Here is a 25,060-nt window from a genome sequence, read left to right on the forward strand (position 1 = left end):
AGGTTTCCTTGGGAATATTCTTGCAGCGCGAGGCAAGTTGTTCCAAACGGGGAATTGACGTTTTTCCATGCCAGCTTCGCGGCGCAGGGCTGAAATTTGGCCCACCATCAAGAGGTTTCTCCCGTACCTTTGCGTGTACTGGAGGAGACTGATCGTGATCTTTTTCCTGCTGCTGATCGCGGCGGGATTTGACCTGATCCGGCCCTGGCTGATCGGTCGTATCGTCGACGGGGCGGCGAAGGTTCAGCCATGGGCCACGGTGATGTGGCCTCTCGGGTTTTTCCTCCTCTCGGTGCTCGGGCGCAGTATTAGCATCCTCAGCCGCAACTATTATACGCAGCAGACCGGCATGCGCATCACCTGCGATCTGCGGGTGGATCTCTTCCGGCACCTGCAAAGCCTCTCGCTCCGGTTTTACGACTCCCGCCACACGGGAAAGATCGTCCACCGCATCAGCGGCGATACGGCGGCGATTCACAGCCTCGTCACCGGGGCGTCGGTGAATTTCATCGGCGACATCATTACGATCATCGGCGTCCTCGTCGTCCTGGCCAACGCCCACTGGCCTCTCGCCGTGGTGACCTACACGCTGCTGCCGCTCTTCGTTTTCAACTACCTCTGGCACCGCCGCCGCCTGCGAGTGGAAAGCCGTACGCATCGCCGCAACTGGGACCGCGTGATGAGCTTCCTCCACGAGCGCATCGCCAGCACCCGGCTGGTGCGAGCCTTTGCCACGGAGGGGACGGAGATCGAGAGCTTCCGCCAGCGTATCGAGGCGGATTATGTGAACTACAGCCGCGTGGTCTGGCGCAACTCGCTCCTCAGCGTCGGGGCGGATTTTCTGACCGGCATCGGTGTCTTTGTTGTCCTTGGCTACGGCTCCTGGCTCGTGATGAACGGCAAGGGCGAGCTCACCATCGGTCAGCTAACGGCGTTCCTGTTTTACCTCGGCCTGCTCTACACGCCGATCATCCGCGTGGTGGATTCCAATGCCATCGTCCAGCAGGCGGCCACGGCGCTGGAGAAAATCTTCGCCCTCCTCGATACCAAGCCGCACATCCCGGAGAACGAGAAGCTCCCGCAATTGCCAAAGCTCGACGGCAGCATCACCTTTGACCACGTCTCCTTTGCCTACCGGCCGCAGCACACCACGCTGCACGATCTTTCCTTCCGGGCAAATCCTGGTGAGACCATTGCGCTGGTCGGACCCAGTGGATCAGGCAAGACGACTGTCATTACACTCCTGGCGAGGTTTTACGATCCCACCGCCGGGCGCATCCTGCTCGATGATCTCGACATCCGCGATTACAACGTCCAGTCGCTGCGCCGCCAGATCGGAATCGTCATGCAGGACAATATCCTTTTCTCCGGCACGATCGCGGAAAATATCCGCTATGGCCGCCCGGAGGCGACGGACGAGGAAATGTATGAGGCAGCCAAGGCGGCGAACGCGCATGAGTTCATCGTCCAAAGTCCCCAGGGCTACGGAGCCATGCTCGGCGAGCGTGGCATGCAGCTTTCCGGCGGGCAGAGGCAGCGCCTCGCCATTGCGCGGGTGATCCTGAAGAACCCGAAAATCCTCATCCTTGACGAAGCCACCTCGGCGCTTGATACGGAATCCGAGCGGCTCGTGCAGGAGGCTCTTGAGCGCCTGATGGAAAAACGCACCTCGATCGTCATTGCGCACCGGCTCTCCACCATCGTCAATGCCAGCCGCATTCTCGTGCTGAAGGCGGGCCGCATCGAGGAGCAGGGGCGTCACGACGAACTGCTCAAGAAGGGCGGCCTGTATCACCACCTCCACAAGCTCCAGTTCGCCCGGCAGGACGCAGTCGCGGCGTAGGGGTAAAATGAAGCCGGGACGCCCGGAGGCATCCCGGCTCCTGGGAAATTACATCATGCTCGCGCCCATCTCGGCGAGCGGGCTGCGTTCCCCCTTGGAGAGGGAGATGTGGGCCGTGATGCTCTGTCCGCGCAGGCGATTGCGGGTATAGACGAGCCCGTTGGACCGGCTGTCCACGTAGGGATTGTCGATCTGGGCGGGGTCGCCGACCATCACGAGCTTGGAACCCTTGGACATACGGGTCACGACCGTCTTGGCTTCGAGCGGCGTGAGCTGCTGGGCTTCATCCAGGACGAAGAACCGGTCCGGAATCGAGCGTCCGCGGATGTAGCAAAGAGCCTCGATTTCCAACAGGCCGCGAGCCATGAGCTGTTCGTAAGGTTTTACGATGGGATGCTGGCCGTTGGGTGCGCCGGGAACCGTCTGGGCGGGCTGCGCGTGCTGGTGATGCTGCTGTTGCTTCTTGCGCTCGGAAGAGGGCTTGGAGTTCTCCTTCGTCTTCGGCGGATTCAATGGGAGCAACACCTCAAAGGCGTCGTAGATCGACTGGAGCCAGGGGTGCATCTTTTCATTAAGCGTACCGGGCAGGAAGCCCAGCGTGTCGCCCATCGCCACCACCGGGCGGCTCACTGTCATGCCGCTGAAGGTGTGGAGGCCTGTCAGGTACAATCCCGCAGCCACCGCCATGAGCGTCTTGCCTGTTCCCGCCTGGCCGTAGCAGGTGATGAGGGAAATCTCGGGATCGAGCAGGGCATCGAGGAAACACTGCTGGCCGGGATTCGCCGGGCGCAGCTCGATGCCGCGTGGCATTTGCAGGCTTTGCGGGATGTTCAGCCGGATGAAGTTTCCCTCTCCGATATGGCGCGCCGGCAGAAGCTTTTCGTCCGAGGCCTTGAGAAGCACGTATTCGTTGATCTCCATTGCTCCGGTGCGGGCGGTCTCGAGATGAATCTCGCGGGCGCTGCCGAACCGCTGTAGTTCGTGCGACTCGATGATGATCGAGCGCATGTCGTAGCCCTCGGCATCCTTCACCGAGACCTTGTCATTCAGGTAATCCTGGCAGGTCAGGCCAATGGCGAGGCCCTTGAGCTGCATGTTGAGATCCTTCGTGACCAGGATGGTCGGCGCTTTTTCCCGCTCCTGCAGGGCGAGGCACGCGCCAATGATGCGATGATCCATTCTTTCCTGATCCGGGAAGATCTTGAGGAAACGCTTCATCGCCGGGGAAAGCTTGGCTGCATCCAGCGCGTCGTTGACGAGGATGCAGACCGAGCCGCCGCCGGCCGTGGGCGCGCCCTTGATCACGCTCTTGGCGTTGTGGCCGAATATCTGGTTAAGGAACCGGTGCACCGTGCGGGCGTTGGCTCCGCGCTCGGATTGCTCGTTTTTGAATCGGTCGAGTTCTGAAAGCACCTCGACCGGGATGAAAACATGGTTGTTCTCAAAGCGGTTCAGGCTGTGCGGGTCGTGCAGCAGCACGTTGGTATCCAGCACGAAATTTTTCACCATCCCTGAGGTGTCCCGCCCTTCCGGGCGCTGGGGGGTGGAGAAGAAGAGGCTTTGTTCCTCGGGGACATCCATCAGGTTGGTTCGATGCATAGGTTGCGGTTAGTCGGTGACGTGGAAAGTGATCCGCTCCAGCCACCGACACGACGAGGGTGGGGACGGTGGAGAGTAGAGGCGACGAAGACTGGGAATCCGTGACGGACCCGGGACGCGATTCCAAACGAGTTGATTGGTCGAGCAGTCCAAACCTGAGCACTCCCTTACATCTCCTGCTCCGCAGATACAATCAAAATATTGTGGTTGAATCAGATTTGCGAAGGCCAAAACCACAATGGGGTGGGCGATCCCGGTGGAACAAAAAAAGCGCCGGGCGGATTACCCGGCGCTCTTTTGGCCATTTCTCTGGATGGTTACGGACTAGTACTGAACCCGGTCCGGCTTCTCGTGATATTGTTTCCAGACCTCGACGGCTTCCTCGCGGAGGATCTGGGTCATCTTGATCGTACGCTCCTCCTTGGGCAGGGCGAGCTGCTTGTAGATCGGGCTGTCGTCAAAGTTGCCGTATTTGAACGCGTCCTCGACCGTGGCGGCGTAAAATACCTGGTCGATACCGGCCCAGTAACACGTGGCCATGCACATGGGGCAGGGCTCCGCTGAGGTGTAAAGCGTGCAGCCGGTGAGCTTGAAGCTCTGAAGCGAAATGCAGGCGAGCCGGATGGCCTCCATCTCGGCGTGCCAGGTGGGATCATGGCTGGCGACGACGCGGTTCATGCCCTCGGAGATGATTTCGCCGTCCTTGACGAGCACTGCTCCGAAGACGCCTCCGGTGCAGAGTTCCAGGGACGCCCGGCGCGAGTTGGCAATGGCTCGGCGGATGAATTTTTCGTGATCAGGTTGGCTCATGTTTTGTGGATGGGTGTGGGTTTCGTTGTGAGGGAAGGGTCAATACAAAAGATGCCAGAGCACCGCGACCTCGGCGGCAAAGCCGGCCAGAATGACGAGCGCGCCGCGCAGGTCCATGCTGCGGCTCGGGTTCTTCGGGAAAAGCCACCATCCGAACATGGCGACAAAGACCGGCATCGTTCCCCACGTCGTGAGAGCCACGCTGATGGAGTTGCCGACAAAGGTCGCGAAGGCGGAGTTCAGCGAGGCCAGCAGGGGGCTGAGGAACCGCACCTCCAGCATGACGATGGGATAAAGGCCGAGGAGCACGAGCATTGCCGCCTTCCAGTTGGGCGGGCCATTTCCCGTGCGGGGATCGGTGGGGAACCATCCCGGAAACGACCCCGGCACGTGCTGCACGTGGGCGTAGTCAATAAGCGCTTCGGCTTCCCTCAGCAGCGCGGCGCGTTCCTGGGAGTTGAGCCAGTTTTCCAACTGCCCCGGTGTGGCGAAGCGCATCAACGTCGTCCAGCCCTGGCTGGCGCTCGACGGCGGCTGGACATACGACCCGAGGTAACCGGGAAAGCGCGCCTGGGCCTGCTGCGCCCGGGTCTCCCATGCACGGTAGGCATCCTCGCACCCTGGTTTGACCTTCGTAATGATCACTTCGGTCACTCCCTCCGAGGACTCGGCGTTGTCGACACGGACTTCGGCGATCGGTTCTGTACCCTCGGGCAGATGCTGCCGCGCTCTTTCCAGCAATCCCATCCACTCCGGCGAGGTTTGCCATGTTTGCAACTCCCCGGCGCCAGTAAAGCGCTGGATGGTGATCCACTCCCTCTTGCCGTTGGACGTCGGGGGCTTGGCCTCTGCATTGACAAAACCCGGGAACCCGGAGGCGAGCGTCACAGCCTCGGCCTGCCAGGCCACGATCTGGTCGCGGCGGTCTTCACGAATGGGCAGGCGGGTGAGCAGGACGTGGATGAGTGCGGCCATCGGTATGGAAAGAGGATGGGGGGTGATTTTAAAAAAGCACGCTTACTCGCATGGTCAGCGCCCAGGCGGGATCGAGGTCCGATCCTCCTCCAGGAGTGGGAATGAAACTGACAACGGGTTGCGCATATATGCCATTCCAAATATGGGCTTGGTAATACGTCTGGAACATGAGTTCGCTGCTGCGGTTGAAGTCATTGGCATTGAGCCACGCCAGTGCCAGGCCTGCTCCGACGGAGTCGTCCGGCCGGCCCGGCACGAGGCCGAATGCTGTAAGTCCGCCACCAAGATATTCTCGGAAGGGCAGCGTGCTCGAGGTATTGGCTCCAAACTGGGCAAAGGCGCTGATCCCCGAATTGTCCTTTCCCGGGTGGCGCAGCCAGAGGCGCTGGGAACCGAACAGATAAAAACCGCTCGCGCCGGATTCGCTCGAGTTATTGCCGCCATTCATCTCCCCGGTTTGCAGCCAGCCTCCGAGTCCCGCGCTGCCGGGCAGGCCTGCGATTTCCCAGGCTCCGCCGATTTCGAGGATCTGAAAGTAATAACCGTTGAATTGCGGACCGAGCATACCCGTCTGGGCGCCCGAGGCCACGTTGCCATCGTAAAAGCCATAGGAAATGTAGGTTTCCCGGGTCGGCGCGACAGTCACGGTGACGCCACACGCGGAGTTGTAATAGCCCGGCATCACGCCGAGCAGGGTGGAATTCACAAACACCGGGGTAAACGCGAGGCCGGTCACCGCAGGGATCGCAAGCGCCTGGTCCTGCTCGGGCACGGGACGCAGGACGTTGTTGAAATCATCCGTGGGCACGAGCTTGCCGACGCGAAAGATCAGTTTCCCGTCAAAGAGCTCCTGCCGCCACCAAAGTTGATACAGCTCGGAGCGATCCAGCGGGTCGGGTCCGGGAAGCGAGTTGTACCCCTGTGCGCTTCCCGCCTGCTGGTTGGTGGCCTGTCCGTTGAACTGCAGAAACTCGATGCCGAACTCCCCGCCTTTCCAGCCGACGAGCTTTTCGGCATCCACGGCGAGGCCTGCGATGAACAGGCTGTTCCACGACCACCTGCCGGGATCGTTCCCCCCGGAGATCAGGTAATTCGTGTCGCCGACCCAGATGCCGCCGAGCCGGATTCCCCAGTCGGGGTTCAGGCCGAGCCACTCGGCGACCTGACCGGTGCCGGTGAAGGCGTCTGTGGCTCCAGGGTTGGAACTGATGCCGAGGCGACTCTCCTCGGCGTGACATACGAGGAGACCGGCCAGCGCGAGCACGGCGCAAACTGTGGAGCGGATGGGCACGTGGGGGAGTGACCGCCAGTGAGCGCGGAAATCACCCCGATGGCAAGAAGAACCGGCCTGTTTAGTCAAACAGGGCGGGGGAAGTCTTGGGATCAGGCAATCCCCAGGTCTTCCACAACCGGAGATATTCCTCGCGCGGGAGCAGCACGTAGTGCGGGTTGTCCCCCTTGCGCAGCCAGCGGATGAGCCGAACGATGGCGGGCTGAGTCATTACCGTGCAGCCAGCGGAGGGGCGGTCCGGTCCGCGCTGGATGTGAAAAAAAATGGCACTGCCTGCCCCGGGAACCGGCGGGTCGCTGTTGTGCCGGATCTCAACCAGCCAGCGATGCGGCGGATCGTCGAGCCGCATCTTCTGTTTTTCAAACCACGGCGGAGGGTTTGCCGGATCGATCACCACATGCTGGTTGTAGAGCGGGTTCAGCGGATCGTCTACCCAGGCGTCGGCTGCCGTGATGGTGTGAAAAGGATAGCTCGCGCCATCGGGCAAAGCCTTGTCGTAGGTGTAAATCGTGCCGAGGGCGAAGACACCCGCCGGGGCGCGCTTGTCTCGCTCGGCTTTGTGAATTCCCTGCTGCTCCTGGCCGAGTTCGCCCTTGCCCCAGGCCAGGCCGTTCTTGCCGTAAAGAACCCGGACGGGTTCACCGACTGGCATCCAGGTGTCCTTTTGACGCTCGAAGAGCTGGAGTTTGCCGACCGAGGAATCCCATGTCGGCGCGATGGAGACGATCAACTGGCGCACCGAGGAGTCGAGCGCGAAGACCGGCTGGCAGACGGCCAGAGTGAGAAGGAGTAGGAGGAGCCTCATGAGAAGCGCTTCGTCAGGCGGATGATGTTGCGATGCCCGCTGCGCTCGTACGAGAAGGTGTCGAGCATGTTGCGGATAAGGTGAATGCCGAGGCCGCCCACCGGGCGCTCCGCCAGCGGAGTGGCGGTGTCGGGAGTTTCCACCGAAAAGGGATCGAAGGCCGCGGCCTCGTCCTCGATGACCAACTCCACGTGATCGGCCATCACATGGACCGAGATGGAGATGCCGGGATGCACCTCAGGGAAGAGTCCATACTTTATCGTATTGGTCACGATCTCCTCCAGCGCAAGATTGGCGGCGAAGATTGCAGCCGGCGGCGTTTCCTGATCCTCGAGGAAAGACGTCATCAACGCGGCCACCCGGCTCAACTCAGGCAGGGTTCCCTGGATGGTGTATGCTGCCGTCGCCGCCATGGATGAGGTCTAGCCGTGCTTTTCGATCAGGGCGTAGGCGTTGTGGTTGTGGATGGACTCGAAATTTTCCGCCTCCACGCGATACCAGAGAATATTGGCGTCTTTCTCGCAGCGGGATGCGACATTGCGCACGAGGTCTTCCACGAAGACGGGGTTGTCGTAGGCGCGTTCGGTGACGGCTTTTTCGTCGGGGCGCTTGAGCAGGCTGTAAAGTTCCGAGCTCGCGCTGTCCTCGACGAGGCGGATCATATCCTCGATCCACATCGGCTTGCTACAGCGGACGGCGAGGGTGACGTGACCGCGCTGGTTGTGCGCGCCGCGGGCGCTGATCGCCTTGGAGCAGGGGCAAAGGGTGGTCACGGGCACGACCGTGGTTACGATGAAATCCATCTTGCCGTTCTCCACTGTGGCGTTGAACCGTGCGACATAGTCGATGAGGCCTACTGCGCCGGTGACGGGAGCTTTTTTCTCGAGGAAGAAGGGAAACTCAAAGTCCACATGTGCGCAGGTGCTCTGGAGCTTTCTGGTCAGTTGCTCGAGCACGTCGCGGATGTTGTCGACGTGGAGGATGGGGCCGTGGGAGTTGAGCACCTCGACGAAGCGGCTCATGTGCGTGCCCTTGAAATGATGCGGCAGGTCGACGGTGAGCTGCACCGTGGCGATGGTGCTTTGCAGCGAGTGATCCTTGTCGCGAATCTGGATCGGATAGCGCAGATCCTTTACGCCCACACGGTCGATGGGCAACCGGCGTTCATCACGCTGGTTCTGTGTATCTTGCAGGGTCATGGAATCCCCAGCATACCTGCTCCGGAGGGGGCTGCACGAAAGAAAATCCGGCGGAAATCGACTGGAAGCTGGATTTTCCCCCTGCCAATGGGGAAATTCTCCCGGGTGAAGTCCGCTCCCGTCCTGGCCCTGGACCTGGGCACCTCCTCCGTCCGGGCCGCCCTCTTTGATCCCCGTGGCAAGCGCCTGCCCGGAACCTTTGCCCAGCGCACCTATACCCTCCGTACCGCCGCTGATGGCACGGCTGAGCTCGACCCGTTTGAACTCCTCCGCCAGGCCAAGGCCTGCCTGAAGACCGCCGCTGCCGGGTGGCATGCCATCTCGGGCGTAGGCGTTTCGTGCTTCTGGCACAGCCTGCTCGGCACGGATGAGGAGGGGAATCCGCTGACCCCGATCTATACCTGGGCGGATTCTCGCTGCCGGGAGGACGCGGCGCGTCTCCGGGCGGAGTTCTCCGAACAGGACGTCCACGAGGAGACCGGCTGCATGCTGCGGAGTTCCTTCTGGCCGGCCAAGCTGCGCTGGATCAAGCGCACCGACCGCGCGCGGTTTCGCAAGGTGCGGTACTGGATGTCGCCCGCCGAGTGGGTGCAGTGGAAGATCGCCGGACGCGCCACCTGCGCCATCGGCATGGCCACAGGCACGGGGTTGTTTGACCCGACGAAACTCGATTGGAGCGAGCTCATGCTCGAAGCCTGCGATTTCTCCGCCGATCGTATGCTGCCGGTGACCGACGCGCCGACCCTGTGGAAGGGCGTGCCGTGGTTCCCCGCCATTGGCGATGGCGCGGCGAGCAATCTCGGCTCCGGCGCGACCCGGCCGGGCTTCGGAGCCATCAATGTCGGCACCAGCGCCGCCCTGCGCATCATGAAAAAGGGACCGGTGGCCAAGGCGCCGTTCGGCCTCTTTGCCTATCGCGTCGACGCCTCCCGCTACCTCGTGGGCGGAGCGGTCAGCAATGCTGGAAATCTCCACGCCTGGTGCCTGCGCGAGCTGAAGCTCTCCGACGATCCCGCGGAAATCGAGAAAGCCCTCGCTCTGCGCCCGCAGGCCACGCACGGCCTCACGGTATTGCCGTTCTGGTCGGCGGAGCGGGCTCCGAGCTGGGACGAGGCCGCGCAGGGAACCATCGTCGGCCTGCGCCACGATACGACCGCCATCGACCTTTTGCAGGCGATCAACGAAGGGTTTTACCTTCGCCTCGCCACCATCGCCGAGATGATCGCTGGCCGCCGCCAGCCGAAGTGGATCCTTGGCGGAGGCATCCTGAAATCGAAGTCCGCCGTGCGCCGTCTCGCCAATGTCATCGGCAGTCCGCTCTACGCCAATCCCGAGGCCGAGGCTTCCCTGCGGGGCGGGGCGATTTTCGCCCTCGAGAAACTGGGAGCGCCGATCGAGGAGCAAAAGCTCGGCAATCCCATCCTGCCATCGCCTGTTCTTCAGAAGCTCTATGTTGACGAGCGCCGGAAGCAGGCTCAATTGGAGGCTTTGATGGCTCGTGGACGATAACGCCAAACTCACAATCAACGAAATCTACCTCTCGGTGCAGGGAGAGAGCACCTGGGCGGGGCTGCCGTGCGTGTTTATCCGGCTGACCGGCTGTGACTTGCGCTGCTCCTACTGCGATACCGAGTACGCCTTCTACGAGGGGAAAAAACGGCTGGTCAGCGAGGTGCTGGCCGAGGTGTCGGACATGCCATGTCCGATGGTCGAGGTGACGGGGGGCGAGCCGCTCTTGCAAAAGAACGTCAAGCCGCTCATGGCCGCCCTTTGCGATGCCGGAAAAACCGTGCTCATCGAAACGAGCGGCGCCCACGACATCTCGGGCATCGACCCGCGGGTCCATCGCATCGTCGACCTCAAGACGCCCTCCAGCGGCGAGTCCGGGCGTAATCGCTACGAGAATATCCCGCACCTGACCGAGCGGGATGAGGTAAAATTCGTCCTCGGTTCGCGAGAGGATTACGAATGGGCCCGCGAGCAGATCGGTCGATACGACCTCGGTTCTCGCGTAAGGGCCGTGCTTTTGAGCCCGGTTTTCGGAAAAATCGACCCCAAAGACATCGTGCAATGGATGCTGGATGACCGGCTTCCCGCCCGGTTTCAGCTGCAAATGCACAAATTCATTTGGGAACCGCGCGCCAGAGGGGTATAAAGCCGGGGTGAAAGCTCGTCTCTCTAAGGATTTCTTTTTCGAAGCAGGTCAATCATTGCCCAACGTGCCTCCCGGGCACAAATGCGGGTCGATGCATGGCCATAGCTTCAAGGTCGAAATCGTGGTCGAGGGCGAGGTGGACCCCCACATGGGCTGGGTCTACGACCATGCCGAGATCAGCCGCGCCATGGAGCCGCTGCTCGACTACATCGATCACAAGTACATGAACGAGCTGCCCGAGCTGGAAAATCCCACCATCGAGCACATTGCCGCGTGGTTCTGGCGCAAGCTGACCCCGACCCTGCCGGGTTTGGCGGAGATCGTCGTGCACGAGACGCCGACCGCCCGCTGCATTTACCGCGGCGAATAGCCTCGTCCTTGCTTATTGGCGCGGAAGGGATTACCATCCGCGTCGAAGTGAGAATTGTTGAGCAACTCGCCGTTTTCATCGCCAACAAACCCGGCACCCTGGCGGAAGTTTGCGATGCCCTCGCCGCAGAAAGAGTCAATATTTACGGCCTGACCGTAAGCGACACGGTCGATCATGCGGTCGTCCGCCTGGTCGTCAGTGACACGCGCAAGGCGCTGGCCATTTTTGAAACCCGCGGCACCCTTGTCCTGGAGACGGAGGTGTTGATGTTTGAGAATGACAACCGCCCGGGCAGTCTTTCCCGCATCGCGGCGGCCCTGTCCAAGGCGAAAATCAACATCGAGTACGCCTATCTGGCCTCGATGCCCTCCGCCCGCAAGGGCCTGCTCATCGTCCGCGTGGCCGATCCGAAAAAGGCCCTCAAGGTGCTTCAGTCGGCCAAGCTGTTCGAGAACGAATAGGGGGCGTTTCAGGATTCCCCGCTGTTTACGGTGGGGTGAGTATGACGTCGCAAGGCCCGACTCGGGCAACGGGAGCGTTTTCGGCGAGTCGGACCGTCCGTCAATGGACGACAGCACGAAGCGCGATGTCTTTGTGGCTCGGGCGGCTGTCCACCCGCTCCATGTCTTTTCCTTTGAGGACGCTTGTCCATTTGCGCCGGATTGCTGGAAGCGCTCGTGCCACTGCGGGGCGTGGGACTCAATGGGACACCCCGGCGAGTCTCGTCTCGTGACTTTCAGGGAATAAAAAACGCCGGACGGAAACCGCCCGGCGTTTTCTTGGAAAACTGTCGGATCAGGCGAGAGCTTCGAGGCGACGCACGATCTCGGCTTTGCCGGTCATGCCGAGCGACTGGTCCTTCTTCTCGCCGCCCTTGAAGTAAAGGAGCGCGGGGATGTGGCGGATGCCGAATTTCTCCGCGACGATCGGGGAGTCGTCGACATTCACCTTGGCGATCTTGAACTTGCCGACGGATTCCGTGGCGATTTCATCGACCACTGGACCGAGCATACGGCAAGGAGCGCACCAAGGAGCCCAAAAATCAACCAGCACCGGTTCGGAAGCCGAGGAAACCACGGATTCGAAGTTGGTGTCGTTCAGTTCAACAACATTCGCGTTTGCCATAGGATTGAGAGGTTAGCAGAAAAACGGAAATTCGCCACATAAAGCAAAAACGGGAAGCCCCCTTTTCGGAGAGCTTCCCGTTGGAAATGCGGGCTATTCTTTTTAGCTGAAGTAAACCCAGAGCTGGATCGCAAAGGCGATCAGCGAGAGGCCGAGAGCGGCGCCGCCGATGACCGGAGTGATCTCGCCGCCAGCAGCCGGGGCCGCGGGCTGGGGAGCCACGCTGATGGCTGCTCCCGGAGGCACGGACTTCGACGTGGAGGCCGAGGTCGAAACCGGGGGTTTCTTCTGAAGCTGGACAGTCGCCTGGGGCAAGCCTGCCTTGGAGGCGGGTGCGCCCACGGGAACCTTGGCTGTCTCCTTCTTGCTTTCCGCGCTCAGCGGAGCCGGTGCGATGGCCGGAGCCGGCGCTGCGGCGGCGGGCTTGCCGGGAAGGGAAGCCGCCGGGGCGGGTGCGGGAGCCACTGGACCCGGAGCTGCCGGAGCGGCAGGAGGGGTCGGGGGCTTCACTGCGCCAGCCGGAGCGGCTGGAGGAGTGGCCACGCTTCCCGGGGGCTTCGGAGCCACAGGAGGAGTCGGGAGGCTGCCCGGAGGTTTCGGGGCTGCCGGCGGCACGACTGGCGGCTTGGGCGCACCAGCGGAGGCCGGGGCCGGAGGTACGGACGGCGGCTTGGGAGCGGCCGGCGGAACTACCGGAGGTTTGGGCAAAACGGGAGCTGCGGGAGCGGCTGCTGCCGGGGCGGCGGGGGCCGGAGGCACCGATGGGGGTGCCGGGGGCTTGATACCAGCCGGAGGCGGCACGGACGGAGCAGGTGCTGCACCAGGAGCGGCTGGGGCCGGAGGTTTCGGCACGGGCTTGGGGGGAAGGTTGATCATCGCGGTTTCGCGAGGATTCGAGGCAAGAGGTTGACCGTCCCGGCGCGGGGGGAGGACGATGCGTACGGTTTCCTTCTTAGGTTCGTCAGCCATAGGACTTTGTTTTGGGGCAGCAGGATTGAACTAACTTGTCGATAGTCACAAATTCCTCTGGCGGTGTCAATAAATCCCCCGGCGAATTCGCCGCGGAGGGCGGCGTTTCAGGGGGATTTCCTGACAGGCTTGCGGGAGTTTTGACTCCTCCGGTTACTGCAGAGACTTCTCAGGCTGAACGCTGGCGGTCTTGTCCTGGCGGTTCAGGTTGATGTAGTCGCGCATGATGCGGAGCGCTTCGTCTCGGATGGGGTCCGGTTGCGGTACGTCGGGTTTCTTCGGGTCCGCCGGTTCGTCGTCATCGACCGCCATGGCGGCCTTGTCCGGCTTGCGGTTGTAAGCGACAGGGCGCAGCTTGGGAGCGGAGACGTCGTCAAGGCGCACCTCGTAGGTTTTCACGTCAAAGACCGGGCCGCGAGCGATACGTTCGGCGTCGCGGTGTTCCTTGCGCGTCTTGTCGGCGTCGAGCTCGGCTTTGCGCTCTTTCTCGTTGAGCGAGAGAGTGTTCTTCTCGACCTTGTCCTTGATGCGGGTGATGTCCTCCTTCACGTAGGCAAACTCGGGATCGCCAGCCACGCGCTGGGAGGAGCGGGCGCGGAGTTCATCGATGGCGAGGGGTGTTGCCACATTGGATTCCGTGATCTTGACCGGAGCCACCTCGTCGTACGGGAGACGATGCTTGAGCGAACCTTCCCCGAACTCCTTTTGATCGCTGAGCGACGGCAGCACGATGTCAGATTCCACGCCCTTGAGCTGGGTCGAGCCGCCCTTCACACGGTAGAACTTCTGGATGGTCAGCTTCAGTGCTCCGGCCTTGGTCGAGTCGTCTTCCGAGGAGCCAAGGCTGAAGAACGGCATGAGCTGGCCGATTTTCAGCACGGTTTGCACGGTGCCTTTGCCAAAGCTGCGCTCGTCGCCCACGATCACGGCGCGGCCGTAATCCTGCAGGGCGGCGGCGAAAATCTCGCTGGCGGAGGCGCTGAGGCGGTTCATCAATACCACGAGCGGACCGCTGTAAGCCACTCCGGGGTCGGTATCCTGCGAGACGGAGATCTTGCCATTCGGGTCTTTGGCCTGCACGACGGGGCCGCGCGGGATGAAGAGCCCGGTGAGATTGATCGCTTCCTCGAGGGAGCCGCCGCCATCGCGGCGCAGGTCGATGATCAGCCCCTGCATGCCTTCACGCTTGAGGCGGCCGATGAGGGCGGCCACGTCCTCCGTGGTGCTCTTTGGCGCGCCGGAGTCGTCCATGTTGGCATAGAAGGAGGGCAGCGTGATCCACCCGATGCGGGTGGTCTTGTCGTCCGGCCCCTTGATGTCGAGCAACTCGCCCTTGGCTTCCTGGTCCTTGAGTTTCACCTCATCGCGCACGATCTCCACGACCTTGCGCTTCGAGGGATCGGTCGCGTCGCCCGGGATGACCATGAGGCGGACGGTGGAGCCCTTCTTGCCACGGATTTTCTCCACGACCTTGTCGAGCTTCATATCCACCACGTCTTCGAAATCGTCGGTGCCCTGGGCTACCGCTGCGATGCGGTCGTTGACTTTCAGGCGACCATCCAGATCGGCCGGGCCGCCGGGGACGACTTCCTTGATCTTGGCGTAACCATCCTCGGACGAGAGGACGGCGCCCACACCCACGAGCGAGAGCTTCATGGAGATCTGGAAGTTCTTCAGGTCCGACTGGCTGAGATATTCGGAGTGCGGGTCGTATGTCTGGGCGAGGGAGGTGAGAAAGGTCTTCACCACGTCCTCATCGTCCATCTCGCGGACATTGCGCACGACCTGGTCGTAACGGCGCGTGACGGTTTCTTTCGGCGGGCGCAGCTTCAGGTCGGCGAGATCCTCGCGGAGGAGCTCCGCCTCGATGCGCTCGGCCCAGATACGGTCGGCGTCGGCTTCGTCCTTCGGCCAGGGAGAATCCTGACGGTTGATCTCCACCGTGCGATTACTGTCAAACTTGTAGTCCTTCTTGATGAGGGCCGTGTTCTTGACCGCGCGGGCCTCCACCTTGGCCTTGAACTTCTGGAAAATCTCCCGGGCGGGCGACACATCGCCGCGCAGAACGCTGTCGCCCAGCGTGGTGCCGTATTTCTTCTCGAACTCGTCGACGTCCTGCTGGGTGAAATACAGTTTATTGTAGTCCAGCGCGGTCAGGTACGTCTGGAGAAACTTCGCCGACATCTCGTCGTCGAGCTTCTGGCGCGTGTAGTGCCCCTGCTCGAGCCAGCGTGCGACGGAAATGGCGATCTGTCCGGGATCGACCGTATCGCGTGCGAACGCCAGAGAGGGGAGGAAGAGTGCCGGGAGGAGGAGGCGCCCTGTTAAGCGTGATAACGTACCCATGATTTTATCGGCGTCGGCAAACCTTGCAGAGGATGGTAAGAAAATCAAACGTGGACATCTCATACTCTGACCATTTTTCACCGAATCGGTTCAAAACCTTTACCGGAGGCGTGCTGGACACCAATAGCTACCTCTACGAAGCCCCCTCCGGCGCGCGTATTCTCTTCGATGCTCCCCAGGGCGCCTACCAGGCTTATCTCGACGAGCGGATCGATGCCCTCGTGCTCACGCATGGGCATTTTGACCATGTCGCTGATGCCGCCGCGCTCATCGCCAGTCACGGCTGCCCCTCGTACTGCCATGTCGATACGGTGCCGATGGTGACGGATCGGGATTTCTTTCGTCGGTGGGGCTTTGAACTTGAGATCGAGCCCTTTACGCCGACGCACCTCCTCGAGGAAAGTCCGCTCGTCGAGGTGGCCGGTGTCTCGATGCAGACCTTTCATGTCCCGGGGCATAGTCCGGACAGCCTGTGCTATTACTTCAAAGACGAGGGTGTGCTGGTTGGTGGAGACGTTCTTTTTTGCGGCGGAGTCGGGCGTTGGGATTTACCGGGAGGAAACGGAGAGCAGCTTTTCCAGGGTATCAAGGCCAAGCTTTTTCCTCTTCCCGGCAATGTCATCGTGCTGCCCGGCCATGGGCCAGCTACGACGATCGGACGCGAAAAGTCGGAAAATCCTTTCCTTCAGGTGTAGACAGTTCTTTCCTCCCCGGGCAGACAGTGTATTTTAACCAGATCGACTCGTTCACCCCATCATGCCTCGATATTCTTACGTTGCCCTAGACGCCCGCGGCCAAGAAGCCTCGGGAGTTATTGAAGCCGATTCTCAAAATGCTGCGGTAGGCCAGCTCCGCCAGGCAGGATATTTCCCGAAAAGCATCTTTGAAGAGGGCAAGGGAAAGGCTCCGAAGATCAAGGCCCCCAAGGCTGCCACTGCCGCGAACAAGCAGATCAACATCTCGATCCCCTTCCTGGAGCGCAAGACGGTCAAGGGCAAGACCCTGATGATCTTTACCCGCCAGCTCGCTACGCTGATCGATGCCGGTCTGCCCCTTTTGCGTGGACTTACCGTGCTGGCCAAGCAGGAGCCGGATCAGGTCCTGCGCAAGGTGATCGTGAGTCTGGCCGAGGCCGTGCAGGGTGGCGGCACTTTCTCGGAGAGCCTCGCCGGGCACCCCAAGATCTTCAACAAGCTTTATGTGAACATGGTGAAGGCCGGTGAGCTGGGCGGTGTGCTGGAGCTGGTGCTGCTGCGTCTGGCCGAGTTTCAGGAAAAGGCCCAGAAGATCAAAAACAAGGTCGTATCGGCCATGTTTTATCCGGCGATCGTGCTGGTGATCGCCATCCTGATCATGGGCTTCCTGCTCGTCTTTATCGTGCCGAAGTTCCAGGCCATCTTTGATGACATGCTCGGCGGCAAGCCGCTCCCGGCCCTGACGACTTTCGTCATCGCCACGAGTAACATGGTCAAGAGCAACATCCTCCTGATTATCGGCGGCATCATCCTGCTGGTCATCGGATACAACGTGATGAGCAAGACGGCCAAGGGCGGCGCGATCATCGACGCCTTCAAGCTCAAGGCTCCGCTCTTCGGCGATCTCACCCGCAAGAGTGCGATCTCCCGCTTCAGTCGTACGCTCGGTACCCTCGTGACGAGCGGTGTGCCGATCCTTCAGGCTCTCAATATCACCCGTGAAACCGCGGGCAACTCGGTCATCGCTGCCGCCATCGGCAAAGTGCACGACAGCGTCAAGGAAGGTGAGTCCATCGTTCACCCGCTCGAGGCCAGTGGCGTGTTCCCTCCCATGGTTATCAGTATGATCGACGTGGGTGAGGAGACCGGACAACTGCCCGAGATGCTGCTCAAGGTCGCGGAAGTGTACGATGATGAGGTGGACAACGCCGTGGCGGGTCTCACGTCACTGTTGGAACCTATCATGATCGTGTTCCTCGCCATCGTGGTCGGCACGATCGTTATCGCTCTGTTCCTGCCGCTCATCAGCATCATCAGTGGAATGCAGCAACAAGGCGGCTAGCCGCCGCTCCCCATGAACATGAAGAAACGCACATCTTTCCATGGTTTCACGCTGGTGGAACTCCTGGTCGTCATAACGATCATCGCCATCCTGGCCGCCCTGGTGCTCAGCACCGCGGGCGGCATCCAGGACAAGGCGGCCCGCAGTCGCGCCCAAAGCGAGATTGCTGCGTTGAGCGCGGCGTTGGAGAGCTACAAGGCGGACAATGGGGACTACCCGACGGGAACATTCACGACGAATGCGACGGGGAATAAATTTGTCGTCACAAACCTGATGCCTGCCACGGGAAAGGTCTACTTCGAGTTCCCGAAGAACATGACCAACTCCAACGGCGACATGATTGATCCCTGGGGTGTGACGTACGGGTATCAGTATCCCGGCGCCACCAATCGCAGCGGTTCAAATTTCTTTGATCTCTGGACTGCTGCGAACAAATCCACGAACTCCAACGGCTGGATTAAAAACTGGTAAGTCCCGTGTTGCGTTCCTCCTGAAATGGAGGAAGCTTCATTTGAGGACACCATGAAAGGTCTAGCCATCATTGTGATCCTGACGGGATTGTTTGCCATGACGTCTCCGGACATTACGGCATACCTGATGGGCGCTCCGCGACCTGCACATTCGCAAGCCGCGGTGACGACCGTCGCGTCCGTATTGTCTGTTGCCGGCTTCGGGCTGGTGATGATCGGCGGCATACTCTTTGCAGTCGCGGGAGTAGCTGCCGAAGAGCGTCGCAAACACGCCTCGTAAGGATCCTCGGGAGAAGGAGGGTGAGAACGCGCTTGCGTGGGCAAGTGTGCGGGGAAATCCGGCGACTCGTCCGTCAAGGGCCGTCGAGAGGGCGTCGTATGCAGGAGTTCTTCGTTCGGGCGAGTGAACCTAACTGGCGCTCAATGGTAGTTGAGGGAGCCTGCGCATTCTCTCTGCTGTGGCCGGAGGCTCCGGCGCGGGAGGTGGTGCCTTTTTCTTGTGTGACGCTAATGAGCCAATGGGGCCAGGCCATCCCGCGGCATCTCGGCCACAGACTGCCTCCGACCTGCTCTCATCGCGGATCATCAAGTGCACCAGCCCGATTAAGCGAAACCAGCAGACCCTCGGGCGATTTCATGTTTGCTGGCGATCCCTGGCGATTTATCCCGTGAACTGCCGGTGAGGAAGCCGCTCTCTCTGCCAGAGACGGAAATAGCTCAGGCGGGGGCTGGAAAGGACGCGTGCGGTAACTGCGAGTGGACCCGATCGCCGATCTGGACGCGGTATACGAAATCTCGCGTCCGGCGAATGCTAGTTGCCGTTCGAGTTGGGCTGCATCGGCGACGTCGCATTGTCGAAGGCGAACGGCAGGGTAACCTGCGGGGCGTCCTTCAGCGAAAGGATGAGGAGCAGACCATAATCGGTGTCGCCACCCTGGTTGTCGCGGACCTGGGCGCCGATCGAGGCCACCCAGCTCGAGAGATCGCGATGGAGGAGATAGCGTTGGTACTGGAGTACCGAGGATTCAAACTCGTACTGCTCGTAGAAGCTGAAGGCCCAGTTGTCGTTCACGCGGAAGTAGGCGTAGAAGTCGAGCTGGCTGTTGTTGTCGAAGTAATCGTTGCCCTCGATGTAGCGGTGGCCGATGCGGAAATAGGTGTCGCGCGTCGGCATGAAGTTGAAGGCGGTATTGTATTCCGTGAATCCCTGCTCGACCACCGGGGTCTGGGATTGCACATCGAGATAGAACCACTGAACGGGACGGAACCGCATGAGGTTGAAGAAGTTCGAAACCGAGGCATCCGTGTAGGGGTTCTGGAAGTTGACGTCGACAAAGGAGTCGATCGTAAACCACTGGTAGGTGCTCTGGTCACGCCGGGTCTGGAGACGGTTCCGAATACCGAGGCGCATGATGTTCCAGGTATCGATGGTGTCGATGGCGGTGAACTGCGGGAAATCGATGGGCATGAGCTGGGTCGACGGCACAACGCGGTCAAACTGCAGGATCTCATCGGGCCCGGGTCCGAAATTGTAGACGTATGAGTAGTTCATATACGGCTGCACGACATGCCGCACACCGTCGAGGCCGAGCCAGCGGGACTGGATTTTCTCGTAAGCCTTGGAGAACTTTGTAGACGCCTCGACTCCGAAGTTGGCCACCGGGCGGAAGAGCGAGCCACCGTTATTGAGCTGAGTGGTTGGAGCATTCAGCTCGTTGGGCTGGTTGGGGCCGTCGATGATCTGCACCTCTCCAGTCTCCGGATCGACTTCTTCCACGCCGGTCTGGTTGATGAAAGAGCCGCTCTTGGAGTACGCCGTGGCGCGGATGCCGGCGCGTGGGGTGACGTTCAGCCAATCAAACCACTGCATCGGGTAGGAGAGCTGGTGGAAGGTGTCGAAGCGGAACGAGCCGTAGTTCTCAAACTCGGTCTCGTCGAATTGCGGATCGTTGGAGAACATGCGGCGATAGCTGCCGGCGCTGGTCTCTCCATCGTAGTAGACCGGGAGACCAAAGAGGCGATGCTGTTTGAAGTCAAAGACGGCTTCCGGCAGGCGCTCCGTGGTATCCTGGAAGTCATTGAGCTGCCAGCGACCGAGGAGCGTAAGGGTGTAAAACTCGTCCCACTTCGTCACGCTCAGGTAGCTGTCGGGGTAGGGGTCGACGCGGAACTCGGACGGGTAAAAATCCTCCAGGAAGTCGACGTCGCTGATGAGGTTGAGGTCGGCGGTGGCGTAGATGTCGTCGGTGAGGAAGAGGCGGTGCTTGAAGGTGACGCGATAGCGATTCGTCGTACGCGTTTCCGTCGGCTCGCCAGGAGCAGAGACGGTCTTCACATCCTTGGTTTCAGCGACGTAATAGGTAATGAGTTCGCCGAAGCTCCGGTCATTTTTGCCGTAACGGAAAAGAAGGTCGCCACCGACGGCTGGGCCGAACTTTGAGCGCAGATCGAGGTGGGCCTTGGCGATGATGCTGTTATTGGGCCCGATCGGGAAGCTGTAGGAGGTCTGAACGAAGGCGCCCCAGCGGGAATCGTAGCCAGGGAGGAACTGGAAGCCGGTATTGGTCGTATTGGCGAAGAGGTACGGGAACCAGAAAATCGGCGTCTGCCCGACATAGAGGGTCGAGTTGAGCAGGATGACGCGGCTGTCGGGATAGATACGTACGCTGCGGGACTTTACGTGAAAGTCGGGCTGCGATGAGTCGTCCGTCGTCATGATGGCGTCGGTGACGTTGAATTCATTCAGCGAGGGGGCGCGCAGACTGGTGGCACGGAAGAGGGCCGGGTAGTGGCTGCCGGAGAACTCGAGGGCGCGCATCTGCTTGGTCTCCAGATTGAAGAGGGCGCGCTGGCCGGTAAGGAGGTCGGTCGGGGTGTAAAGTCGGATGTTGCCCACGAGCAGGACGTCGCGGGTGTCAGGATTATACTCGGCGTAATCGCAATAAATACTGTAGTCGCCGTAGTGAATCTGCACGTTGTCCTCGGCGATGGCGACGCCTCCCTCGAAGCGGGTATTGCCATCAGCATTGATCTCAACCGGCACATCCCCGAAGCTGCCGAACTGGGCAAGAGCGCAAACTGCGCCTGCCAGCCAGATCAGGACTGCCGTAAAACAACGTGTCATCATGCGAAATGGGCAGGCTATTTTGCGGGTCTGGGGTGGCAAGAGAAAAAGACGATTTTCCCCGTGAGCGGGCATCTTTGAGCAGGAGAATCCGCTTTCGAGTTTCCAGTGGAGGCGCGTGCTTGCGGAATTGGCCATTTTTTACGAACGGTTGGCGAGAAAGACGACGCTCACTCCCGAGAGGATGAGCAGGCCGCCGAGAGCGGTCTGCCAGTTCATTTGCAGTTCGCGAAAGAACAGCCACGCGAAAAGGGCGACGAAGAGCGGGTAGGAGATCTCGATGAGCGATGCGACGGTGGCATTGCGACCGCCGATGGCGTGGTAGATGCAAAGGCCGCCAATGCACGAGGTGACGATGGAAAGGACCAGCCACCAGATTTCTCCCCCGAGGTTTCGGGGCTCGGAGAGGATACGGGCACCTCTGCCGGAGATCAGCAGCGAAGCCATCGACCAAACCGCGCCGGAGACGGTGAAGTAGAAGAAAAAGACCAGCGGCGACATCCCGCGCTCAATGACCCGGCCGCTCGAGGCATAGCTCGCTCCCCAGCAGATGGCGGCGACGAGGGCAAAGACGAACCACATGGTGTTATCCCCCGACGGATTCGTAACGGCGCAACCCGGCTCTCCACATCCAGCGTGCGCCGAGGAAGGCGATCAATACCCAGGCGGCCTGAATGCCGAGACCTATCCAGAGCTCGGTGCCCTTCACCTTTTCGGTCAGGATCGCGACGGGGAAGTACAGCTCATAGGGGAAGGGCAGGAGCATAAGGATGTTGTGCAGCCAGTCGGGCATGATGTTGAGCGGAAACAGGCGGCCGCTGAGGAAGTACTCGAAAGAGTAGAGGATGAAGACAATAGTCGAGATCTCGAGAATCCAGAAGGCCAGCATGGCCAGGGCATAGGCAATGAGAAACTGAAGCGCGCCCGCCATGACGAGGGAGACGAGGAAGATCGGCCATGTCGTCCACGACTCGGGCAGGGTGATGAATCCCCGGAACCAGAAAAACACCGCCGCCACCGGGACAATGGTGATGGTGGTATAGAGCAGTCGGGAGCTGAGGAAGATGGTGACGCGGTAGGCGAGATAGTCGACGGGCTTGGAGAGGAAGTTGTTGATCTGGCCGTTGCGGATGTCGGAGGCGATCTGCCATTCGTCATCCGAGGGGGTCACGAGGTGCTCCACCAGCAGAATGAGCAGGAAATAGTAGATCATCTGCCCAAAGGTGTACCCCGCGATCGTCTCGCCCCGAGCCTCGAAGAGCGCCCGCCAGATAAAGACGGTCCCGATGAGCGGAACAAACTCGAAGACCGAGCGCAGGAGGAAGTTCCACCGGTAGACAAAGGTATTCTGCAGGCCGGTCGTGAAGACGGTGCAGTATTTGGCGGCGGAACGCATCGGCGACAGCCTAGCGGCTCCCGGCCGGAGGCAAAGCCTGGAGATGGGGAAATGCCGGGCGGATTTTATGCTCGCGGGGCGGCGAGCTTCCATCCAGCATGACGCGTTTGTTGCCAAATGAAGATTCAACGCGCGCTCATTTCTGTCTCCGATAAAACCGGTGTCGTGGAATTCGCCCGCGAGCTGCACGCTCACGGGGTGGAAATTCTCTCCACAGGAGGAACGGCAAAGACCCTGCAAGCCGAGGGTATCCCCACGGTGGAGGTTTCCCAGTTCACCGGTTCCCCGGAAATCCTCGACGGACGCGTCAAGACGCTGCACCCGAAGATCCATGGCGGCCTGCTTTTCATCCGAGGCGACGAGGAGCACGAGCGCCAGGCGGCAGCCAACGGCATCAAGCCCATCGATCTCGTGGTCGTGAATCTCTATCCCTTTGAGGCGACCATCGCGAAGGAGGACGTCACTCTCCCCGAGGCCATCGAGCAGATCGACATCGGCGGTCCGTCGATGATCCGTAGCGCGGCCAAGAACTATCAGTCCGTCACGGTCGTGACCGATCCCGCAGACTACGCCGCGGTGATCGAGAGCATGAAGGAAGAGGGCGGCGGCACGAGTCTCGCGGTACGCGAGCGCCTGGCCATCAAGGCGTTCACCACGACATCCTCGTACGACCGCACGATCGCGGGGTATCTCAACAAGGAGCAGGAAACCTCGGCGGCCTTCCGCCTTGAGCTCCCGCTGGAACTCCGCCTCCGCTACGGTGAGAATCCGCACCAGCACGCCGAGCTCTATGGAGATTTCAGTTCCTACTTTGAGAAGCTCCAGGGCAAGGAGCTCTCCTATAATAACATCCTCGATATCAGCGCGGCCTCAGCGCTCATCTCGGAGTTTACCAAGCCCACGGTGGCGATTCTCAAGCACACGAATCCCTGCGGTGTCGGCACCGATCCCGACCTGCGCGAGGCTTGGGACAAGGCCTTCGCCACGGACAAGCAGGCGCCCTTTGGCGGTATCATCATCTGCAATCGTCCGCTCAATCTCGCCCTGGCCAAGGGCATCTCGGAGATTTTCAGCGAGGTGATCATCGCGCCGGAGTTCGACGCGGACGCCCGCCTGCTTCTTTCGAAGAAGAAGAACCTCCGCCTGATGAAGCTCCTGCGCCGTCCCCCGGAGAGCGGTCGCGATATTCGCTCCGTCCTGGGCGGCCTGCTCGTGCAGGACAGCGATTCCGCCGACGTGCCGGAGCTCGAGCACAAGGTCGTCACCCAGCGTCCGCCAACGAAGGACGAGATCGAGGCGATGGAATTTGGCTGGAAGGTCGTGAAGCATGTGAAATCCAACGCCATCGTGTATGCGGGCAAGGATCGCACGCTGGGCATCGGCGCTGGCCAGATGTCGCGAGTGGATTCCTCCCGTATCGCGGTGTGGAAGGCTCAAGAGGCCGGTCTGTCCCTCAAGGGCAGCGCGGTTTGCAGCGATGCGTTCTTCCCCTTTGCCGATGGCCTTATCGCCGCGGCCGAGGCGGGTGCCACGGCTGCGATCCAGCCCGGCGGCTCCGTGCGCGACCAGGATGTGATCAACGCCGCGAATGAGCATGGCGTCGCCATGGTCTTCACGGGCCTGCGACATTTCCGTCACTAAGTTCGCAACTTTCCTGCTGCCGGGGCGTTTCATCCTCTGAAGCCATGAAACCGTCTGACGAACGCGACCAACTCTGGGATCTGCTGGGCAAAGCGCCCGGCCGGACAGCGTCGCCGTATTTCGCCCGGCGGGTGGTGAATACCGTGCGCGCCGAGCATCAGGTGCGCGCGGGCGGCTTCATGCGGTGGTTCCGCTGGGTGGCACCGATCTCTGCGGTCGCCGCCGTGGCGATCGCCTGGACGGCCAACACCTGGAAACACCAGGAGGAGGTCGCGCTTTATAATGCCTATTTCGACAAGGCGGCGGATCTCCAGTCGCTGGTGGTATCCACCGACGAATCCTCCTGGATTGCGTCGGGGAACTGAGACGTCTTTCTTTTCGGGAAGCGGCCTGACTGTCTTCAGGTCGCGAGGACCTTCTCGAGCTTCTGCACCATCTCGCGATTGTGTTTCACGCGGGTGCGGTCGCGGAGAATATCGAGGCTTTTCTCCGGAGAACCCCACTCGATGATCTCGATGGTGACGTGACGTACGCCCCAGTTGTTCATCGCGCGGGCGGAAGACTTGAAGAGGTCGATGGTGTTGGTGCCGACCAAGGCGCTGCCGGTGTCGTCGACGACGTATTCCTGACCGGTCTCCACGACACGGAAGTGAGTGCCCACGGGCCATTGCGACCAGTCGGCGGCGGCACTTTGGAGCTTGCCGGTTTTCAGCGGTTTGCCCAAGGCATTGCGGGTTTCGTTGCCGGAGCCATTTTGATCTGCTCCGTAAGTGTATGCAGTCGTGCGAATTCCGTCGAATCGCGTGCGGGCTTCCCCGTTGGCTGAGGCGCAGGCAAGGCCCATCGCGCACAGAAACGACAGTGCGGTCGGTAGGTGCTTTCGAGCGTTCATAGGGTCGGCACCC

At 60.9% G+C, this 25,060-nt stretch carries 25 protein-coding genes; 11 read left to right on the forward strand and 14 right to left on the reverse strand.

Annotated features, from left to right (window positions below; genetic code table 11):
* The first annotated feature begins 133 nt into the window (after nucleotides 1-133).
* Complete coding sequence (locus tag TSACC_RS06835) at nucleotides 134-1,843, forward strand: ABC transporter ATP-binding protein (RefSeq protein ID WP_237763910.1); 1,710 nt, start codon at nucleotides 134-136, stop codon at nucleotides 1,841-1,843.
* 48 nt (nucleotides 1,844-1,891) lie between these two features.
* Here the strand turns inward: TSACC_RS06835 and TSACC_RS06840 are convergent, their stop codons facing one another.
* The 7 genes from TSACC_RS06840 to folE2 all read right to left on the reverse strand — a co-directional run bounded on the left by TSACC_RS06840 (nucleotide 1,892) and on the right by folE2 (nucleotide 8,522).
* Nucleotides 1,892-3,442: a PhoH family protein gene (locus TSACC_RS06840; RefSeq protein WP_202815917.1), complete on the reverse strand. Its 1,551-nt coding sequence runs from the start codon at nucleotides 3,440-3,442 to the stop codon at nucleotides 1,892-1,894.
* Nucleotides 3,443-3,766: 324 nt separating this feature from the next.
* The gene (locus tag TSACC_RS06845) at nucleotides 3,767-4,252 is read right to left on the reverse strand and encodes a nucleoside deaminase (protein WP_075078625.1); all 486 of its coding nucleotides are present in this window, start codon (nucleotides 4,250-4,252) and stop codon (nucleotides 3,767-3,769) included.
* A 39-nt stretch (nucleotides 4,253-4,291) separates the two neighbouring features.
* Nucleotides 4,292-5,227 (reverse strand): putative antibiotic biosynthesis monooxygenase, encoded by a 936-nt coding sequence (locus TSACC_RS06850; RefSeq protein ID WP_075078626.1) that lies wholly within the window; start codon nucleotides 5,225-5,227, stop codon nucleotides 4,292-4,294.
* 28 nt (nucleotides 5,228-5,255) lie between these two features.
* Nucleotides 5,256-6,518 carry a carbohydrate porin gene (locus TSACC_RS06855; RefSeq protein ID WP_202815918.1) on the reverse strand — a complete coding sequence of 421 codons (1,263 nt, stop codon included), beginning with the start codon at nucleotides 6,516-6,518 and terminating at the stop codon, nucleotides 5,256-5,258.
* 61 nt (nucleotides 6,519-6,579) lie between these two features.
* Complete coding sequence (locus tag TSACC_RS06860; protein WP_075078627.1) at nucleotides 6,580-7,323, reverse strand: L,D-transpeptidase family protein; 744 nt, start codon at nucleotides 7,321-7,323, stop codon at nucleotides 6,580-6,582.
* On the reverse strand, nucleotides 7,320-7,736 hold the full coding sequence (locus tag TSACC_RS06865; protein WP_075078628.1) for an ATP-binding protein: 417 nt from the start codon (nucleotides 7,734-7,736) through the stop codon (nucleotides 7,320-7,322). Before TSACC_RS06865 ends, TSACC_RS06860 begins: the two co-directional genes overlap by 4 nt.
* A 9-nt stretch (nucleotides 7,737-7,745) precedes the next feature.
* The gene (gene folE2 / locus TSACC_RS06870; RefSeq protein ID WP_075078629.1) at nucleotides 7,746-8,522 is read right to left on the reverse strand and encodes a GTP cyclohydrolase FolE2; all 777 of its coding nucleotides are present in this window, start codon (nucleotides 8,520-8,522) and stop codon (nucleotides 7,746-7,748) included.
* An 87-nt stretch (nucleotides 8,523-8,609) separates the two neighbouring features.
* Between folE2 and TSACC_RS06875 the strand changes: the two genes are divergently transcribed.
* From TSACC_RS06875 to TSACC_RS06890, 4 genes are read left to right on the forward strand one after another with little or no spacing between them, the layout of a single operon-like run.
* Nucleotides 8,610-10,031: a gluconokinase gene (locus TSACC_RS06875; protein ID WP_075078630.1), complete on the forward strand. Its 1,422-nt coding sequence runs from the start codon at nucleotides 8,610-8,612 to the stop codon at nucleotides 10,029-10,031.
* Nucleotides 10,021-10,677, forward strand: coding sequence for a radical SAM protein (locus tag TSACC_RS06880; RefSeq protein ID WP_075078631.1), 657 nt, complete (start codon nucleotides 10,021-10,023; stop codon nucleotides 10,675-10,677). Before TSACC_RS06875 ends, TSACC_RS06880 begins: the two co-directional genes overlap by 11 nt.
* Before the next feature lie 7 nt (nucleotides 10,678-10,684).
* On the forward strand, nucleotides 10,685-11,047 hold the full coding sequence (gene queD / locus TSACC_RS06885) for a 6-carboxytetrahydropterin synthase QueD (protein ID WP_075078632.1): 363 nt from the start codon (nucleotides 10,685-10,687) through the stop codon (nucleotides 11,045-11,047).
* A gap of 47 nt (nucleotides 11,048-11,094) precedes the next feature.
* Nucleotides 11,095-11,508, forward strand: coding sequence for an ACT domain-containing protein (locus tag TSACC_RS06890; RefSeq protein WP_075080602.1), 414 nt, complete (start codon nucleotides 11,095-11,097; stop codon nucleotides 11,506-11,508).
* Nucleotides 11,509-11,842: 334 nt separating this feature from the next.
* Here the strand turns inward: TSACC_RS06890 and trxA are convergent, their stop codons facing one another.
* The 3 genes from trxA to TSACC_RS06910 form a co-directional block, all read right to left on the reverse strand.
* The gene (trxA, locus tag TSACC_RS06895; protein ID WP_075078633.1) at nucleotides 11,843-12,172 is read right to left on the reverse strand and encodes a thioredoxin; all 330 of its coding nucleotides are present in this window, start codon (nucleotides 12,170-12,172) and stop codon (nucleotides 11,843-11,845) included.
* Nucleotides 12,173-12,274: 102 nt separating this feature from the next.
* Entirely contained in the window at nucleotides 12,275-13,141 is an 867-nt protein-coding gene (locus tag TSACC_RS21715; protein WP_153811314.1) for a hypothetical protein, read from the reverse strand.
* Between the two features lie 153 nt (nucleotides 13,142-13,294).
* Nucleotides 13,295-15,487 carry a carboxy terminal-processing peptidase gene (locus TSACC_RS06910; protein WP_075078636.1) on the reverse strand — a complete coding sequence of 731 codons (2,193 nt, stop codon included), beginning with the start codon at nucleotides 15,485-15,487 and terminating at the stop codon, nucleotides 13,295-13,297.
* Between the two features lie 110 nt (nucleotides 15,488-15,597).
* On the opposite strand from TSACC_RS06910, the gene TSACC_RS06915 reads away from it, so the two are divergent.
* From TSACC_RS06915 to TSACC_RS06930, 4 genes are all read left to right on the forward strand, one after another.
* Complete coding sequence (locus TSACC_RS06915) at nucleotides 15,598-16,182, forward strand: MBL fold metallo-hydrolase (protein WP_169809564.1); 585 nt, start codon at nucleotides 15,598-15,600, stop codon at nucleotides 16,180-16,182.
* A 61-nt stretch (nucleotides 16,183-16,243) separates the two neighbouring features.
* On the forward strand, nucleotides 16,244-17,524 hold the full coding sequence (locus TSACC_RS06920) for a type II secretion system F family protein (RefSeq protein WP_075078638.1): 1,281 nt from the start codon (nucleotides 16,244-16,246) through the stop codon (nucleotides 17,522-17,524).
* A gap of 18 nt (nucleotides 17,525-17,542) precedes the next feature.
* A complete protein-coding gene (locus tag TSACC_RS06925) occupies nucleotides 17,543-17,995 on the forward strand; it encodes a type II secretion system protein GspG (protein WP_269084867.1) in 453 nt (150 codons plus the stop codon).
* A gap of 51 nt (nucleotides 17,996-18,046) precedes the next feature.
* A complete protein-coding gene (locus TSACC_RS06930) occupies nucleotides 18,047-18,274 on the forward strand; it encodes a hypothetical protein (RefSeq protein WP_153811315.1) in 228 nt (75 codons plus the stop codon).
* Nucleotides 18,275-18,805: 531 nt separating this feature from the next.
* Here TSACC_RS06930 and TSACC_RS06935 read toward each other — a convergent pair.
* From TSACC_RS06935 to TSACC_RS06945, 3 genes are all read right to left on the reverse strand, one after another.
* On the reverse strand, nucleotides 18,806-21,121 hold the full coding sequence (locus TSACC_RS06935; protein ID WP_169809565.1) for an LPS-assembly protein LptD: 2,316 nt from the start codon (nucleotides 21,119-21,121) through the stop codon (nucleotides 18,806-18,808).
* Between the two features lie 138 nt (nucleotides 21,122-21,259).
* Nucleotides 21,260-21,700, reverse strand: a complete 441-nt coding sequence (locus TSACC_RS06940) for an EamA family transporter (RefSeq protein ID WP_075078642.1) — start codon at nucleotides 21,698-21,700, stop codon at nucleotides 21,260-21,262.
* A 4-nt stretch (nucleotides 21,701-21,704) separates the two neighbouring features.
* A complete protein-coding gene (locus tag TSACC_RS06945; RefSeq protein ID WP_075078643.1) occupies nucleotides 21,705-22,514 on the reverse strand; it encodes an ABC transporter permease in 810 nt (269 codons plus the stop codon).
* Nucleotides 22,515-22,631: 117 nt separating this feature from the next.
* Between TSACC_RS06945 and purH the strand changes: the two genes are divergently transcribed.
* Both purH and TSACC_RS06955 read left to right on the forward strand, forming a co-directional pair.
* Nucleotides 22,632-24,155 (forward strand): bifunctional phosphoribosylaminoimidazolecarboxamide formyltransferase/IMP cyclohydrolase, encoded by a 1,524-nt coding sequence (purH, locus tag TSACC_RS06950; RefSeq protein ID WP_075078644.1) that lies wholly within the window; start codon nucleotides 22,632-22,634, stop codon nucleotides 24,153-24,155.
* 44 nt (nucleotides 24,156-24,199) lie between these two features.
* Nucleotides 24,200-24,520 (forward strand): hypothetical protein, encoded by a 321-nt coding sequence (locus TSACC_RS06955; RefSeq protein WP_075078645.1) that lies wholly within the window; start codon nucleotides 24,200-24,202, stop codon nucleotides 24,518-24,520.
* A 35-nt stretch (nucleotides 24,521-24,555) separates the two neighbouring features.
* On the opposite strand, the gene TSACC_RS06960 is transcribed toward TSACC_RS06955, so the two are convergent.
* Entirely contained in the window at nucleotides 24,556-25,047 is a 492-nt protein-coding gene (locus TSACC_RS06960; RefSeq protein ID WP_075078646.1) for a 3D domain-containing protein, read from the reverse strand.
* Nucleotides 25,048-25,060 lie beyond the last annotated feature (13 nt).

The sequence above is a fragment of the Terrimicrobium sacchariphilum genome, from assembly GCF_001613545.1.
Taxonomy (GTDB): Bacteria; Verrucomicrobiota; Verrucomicrobiia; order Chthoniobacterales; family Terrimicrobiaceae; genus Terrimicrobium; species Terrimicrobium sacchariphilum.

Coding starts and splice junctions, on each gene's coding strand:
- TSACC_RS06865 (WP_075078628.1), bottom strand. CDS start 7,736: ATGGCGGCGACGGCAGCATACACCATCCAGGGAACCCTGCCTGAGTTG.
- TSACC_RS06935 (WP_169809565.1), bottom strand. CDS start 21,121: ATGATGACACGTTGTTTTACGGCAGTCCTGATCTGGCTGGCAGGCGCA.
- TSACC_RS06925 (WP_269084867.1), top strand. CDS start 17,543: ATGAAGAAACGCACATCTTTCCATGGTTTCACGCTGGTGGAACTCCTG.
- TSACC_RS06960 (WP_075078646.1), bottom strand. CDS start 25,047: ATGAACGCTCGAAAGCACCTACCGACCGCACTGTCGTTTCTGTGCGCG.
- TSACC_RS21715 (WP_153811314.1), bottom strand. CDS start 13,141: ATGGCTGACGAACCTAAGAAGGAAACCGTACGCATCGTCCTCCCCCCG.
- TSACC_RS06910 (WP_075078636.1), bottom strand. CDS start 15,487: ATGGGTACGTTATCACGCTTAACAGGGCGCCTCCTCCTCCCGGCACTC.
- TSACC_RS06840 (WP_202815917.1), bottom strand. CDS start 3,442: ATGCATCGAACCAACCTGATGGATGTCCCCGAGGAACAAAGCCTCTTC.
- TSACC_RS06930 (WP_153811315.1), top strand. CDS start 18,047: ATGAAAGGTCTAGCCATCATTGTGATCCTGACGGGATTGTTTGCCATG.
- TSACC_RS06940 (WP_075078642.1), bottom strand. CDS start 21,700: ATGTGGTTCGTCTTTGCCCTCGTCGCCGCCATCTGCTGGGGAGCGAGC.
- folE2 (WP_075078629.1), bottom strand. CDS start 8,522: ATGACCCTGCAAGATACACAGAACCAGCGTGATGAACGCCGGTTGCCC.
- TSACC_RS06845 (WP_075078625.1), bottom strand. CDS start 4,252: ATGAGCCAACCTGATCACGAAAAATTCATCCGCCGAGCCATTGCCAAC.
- TSACC_RS06920 (WP_075078638.1), top strand. CDS start 16,244: ATGCCTCGATATTCTTACGTTGCCCTAGACGCCCGCGGCCAAGAAGCC.
- TSACC_RS06945 (WP_075078643.1), bottom strand. CDS start 22,514: ATGCGTTCCGCCGCCAAATACTGCACCGTCTTCACGACCGGCCTGCAG.
- trxA (WP_075078633.1), bottom strand. CDS start 12,172: ATGGCAAACGCGAATGTTGTTGAACTGAACGACACCAACTTCGAATCC.
- purH (WP_075078644.1), top strand. CDS start 22,632: ATGAAGATTCAACGCGCGCTCATTTCTGTCTCCGATAAAACCGGTGTC.
- TSACC_RS06955 (WP_075078645.1), top strand. CDS start 24,200: ATGAAACCGTCTGACGAACGCGACCAACTCTGGGATCTGCTGGGCAAA.
- TSACC_RS06850 (WP_075078626.1), bottom strand. CDS start 5,227: ATGGCCGCACTCATCCACGTCCTGCTCACCCGCCTGCCCATTCGTGAA.
- TSACC_RS06875 (WP_075078630.1), top strand. CDS start 8,610: ATGGGGAAATTCTCCCGGGTGAAGTCCGCTCCCGTCCTGGCCCTGGAC.
- TSACC_RS06860 (WP_075078627.1), bottom strand. CDS start 7,323: ATGAGGCTCCTCCTACTCCTTCTCACTCTGGCCGTCTGCCAGCCGGTC.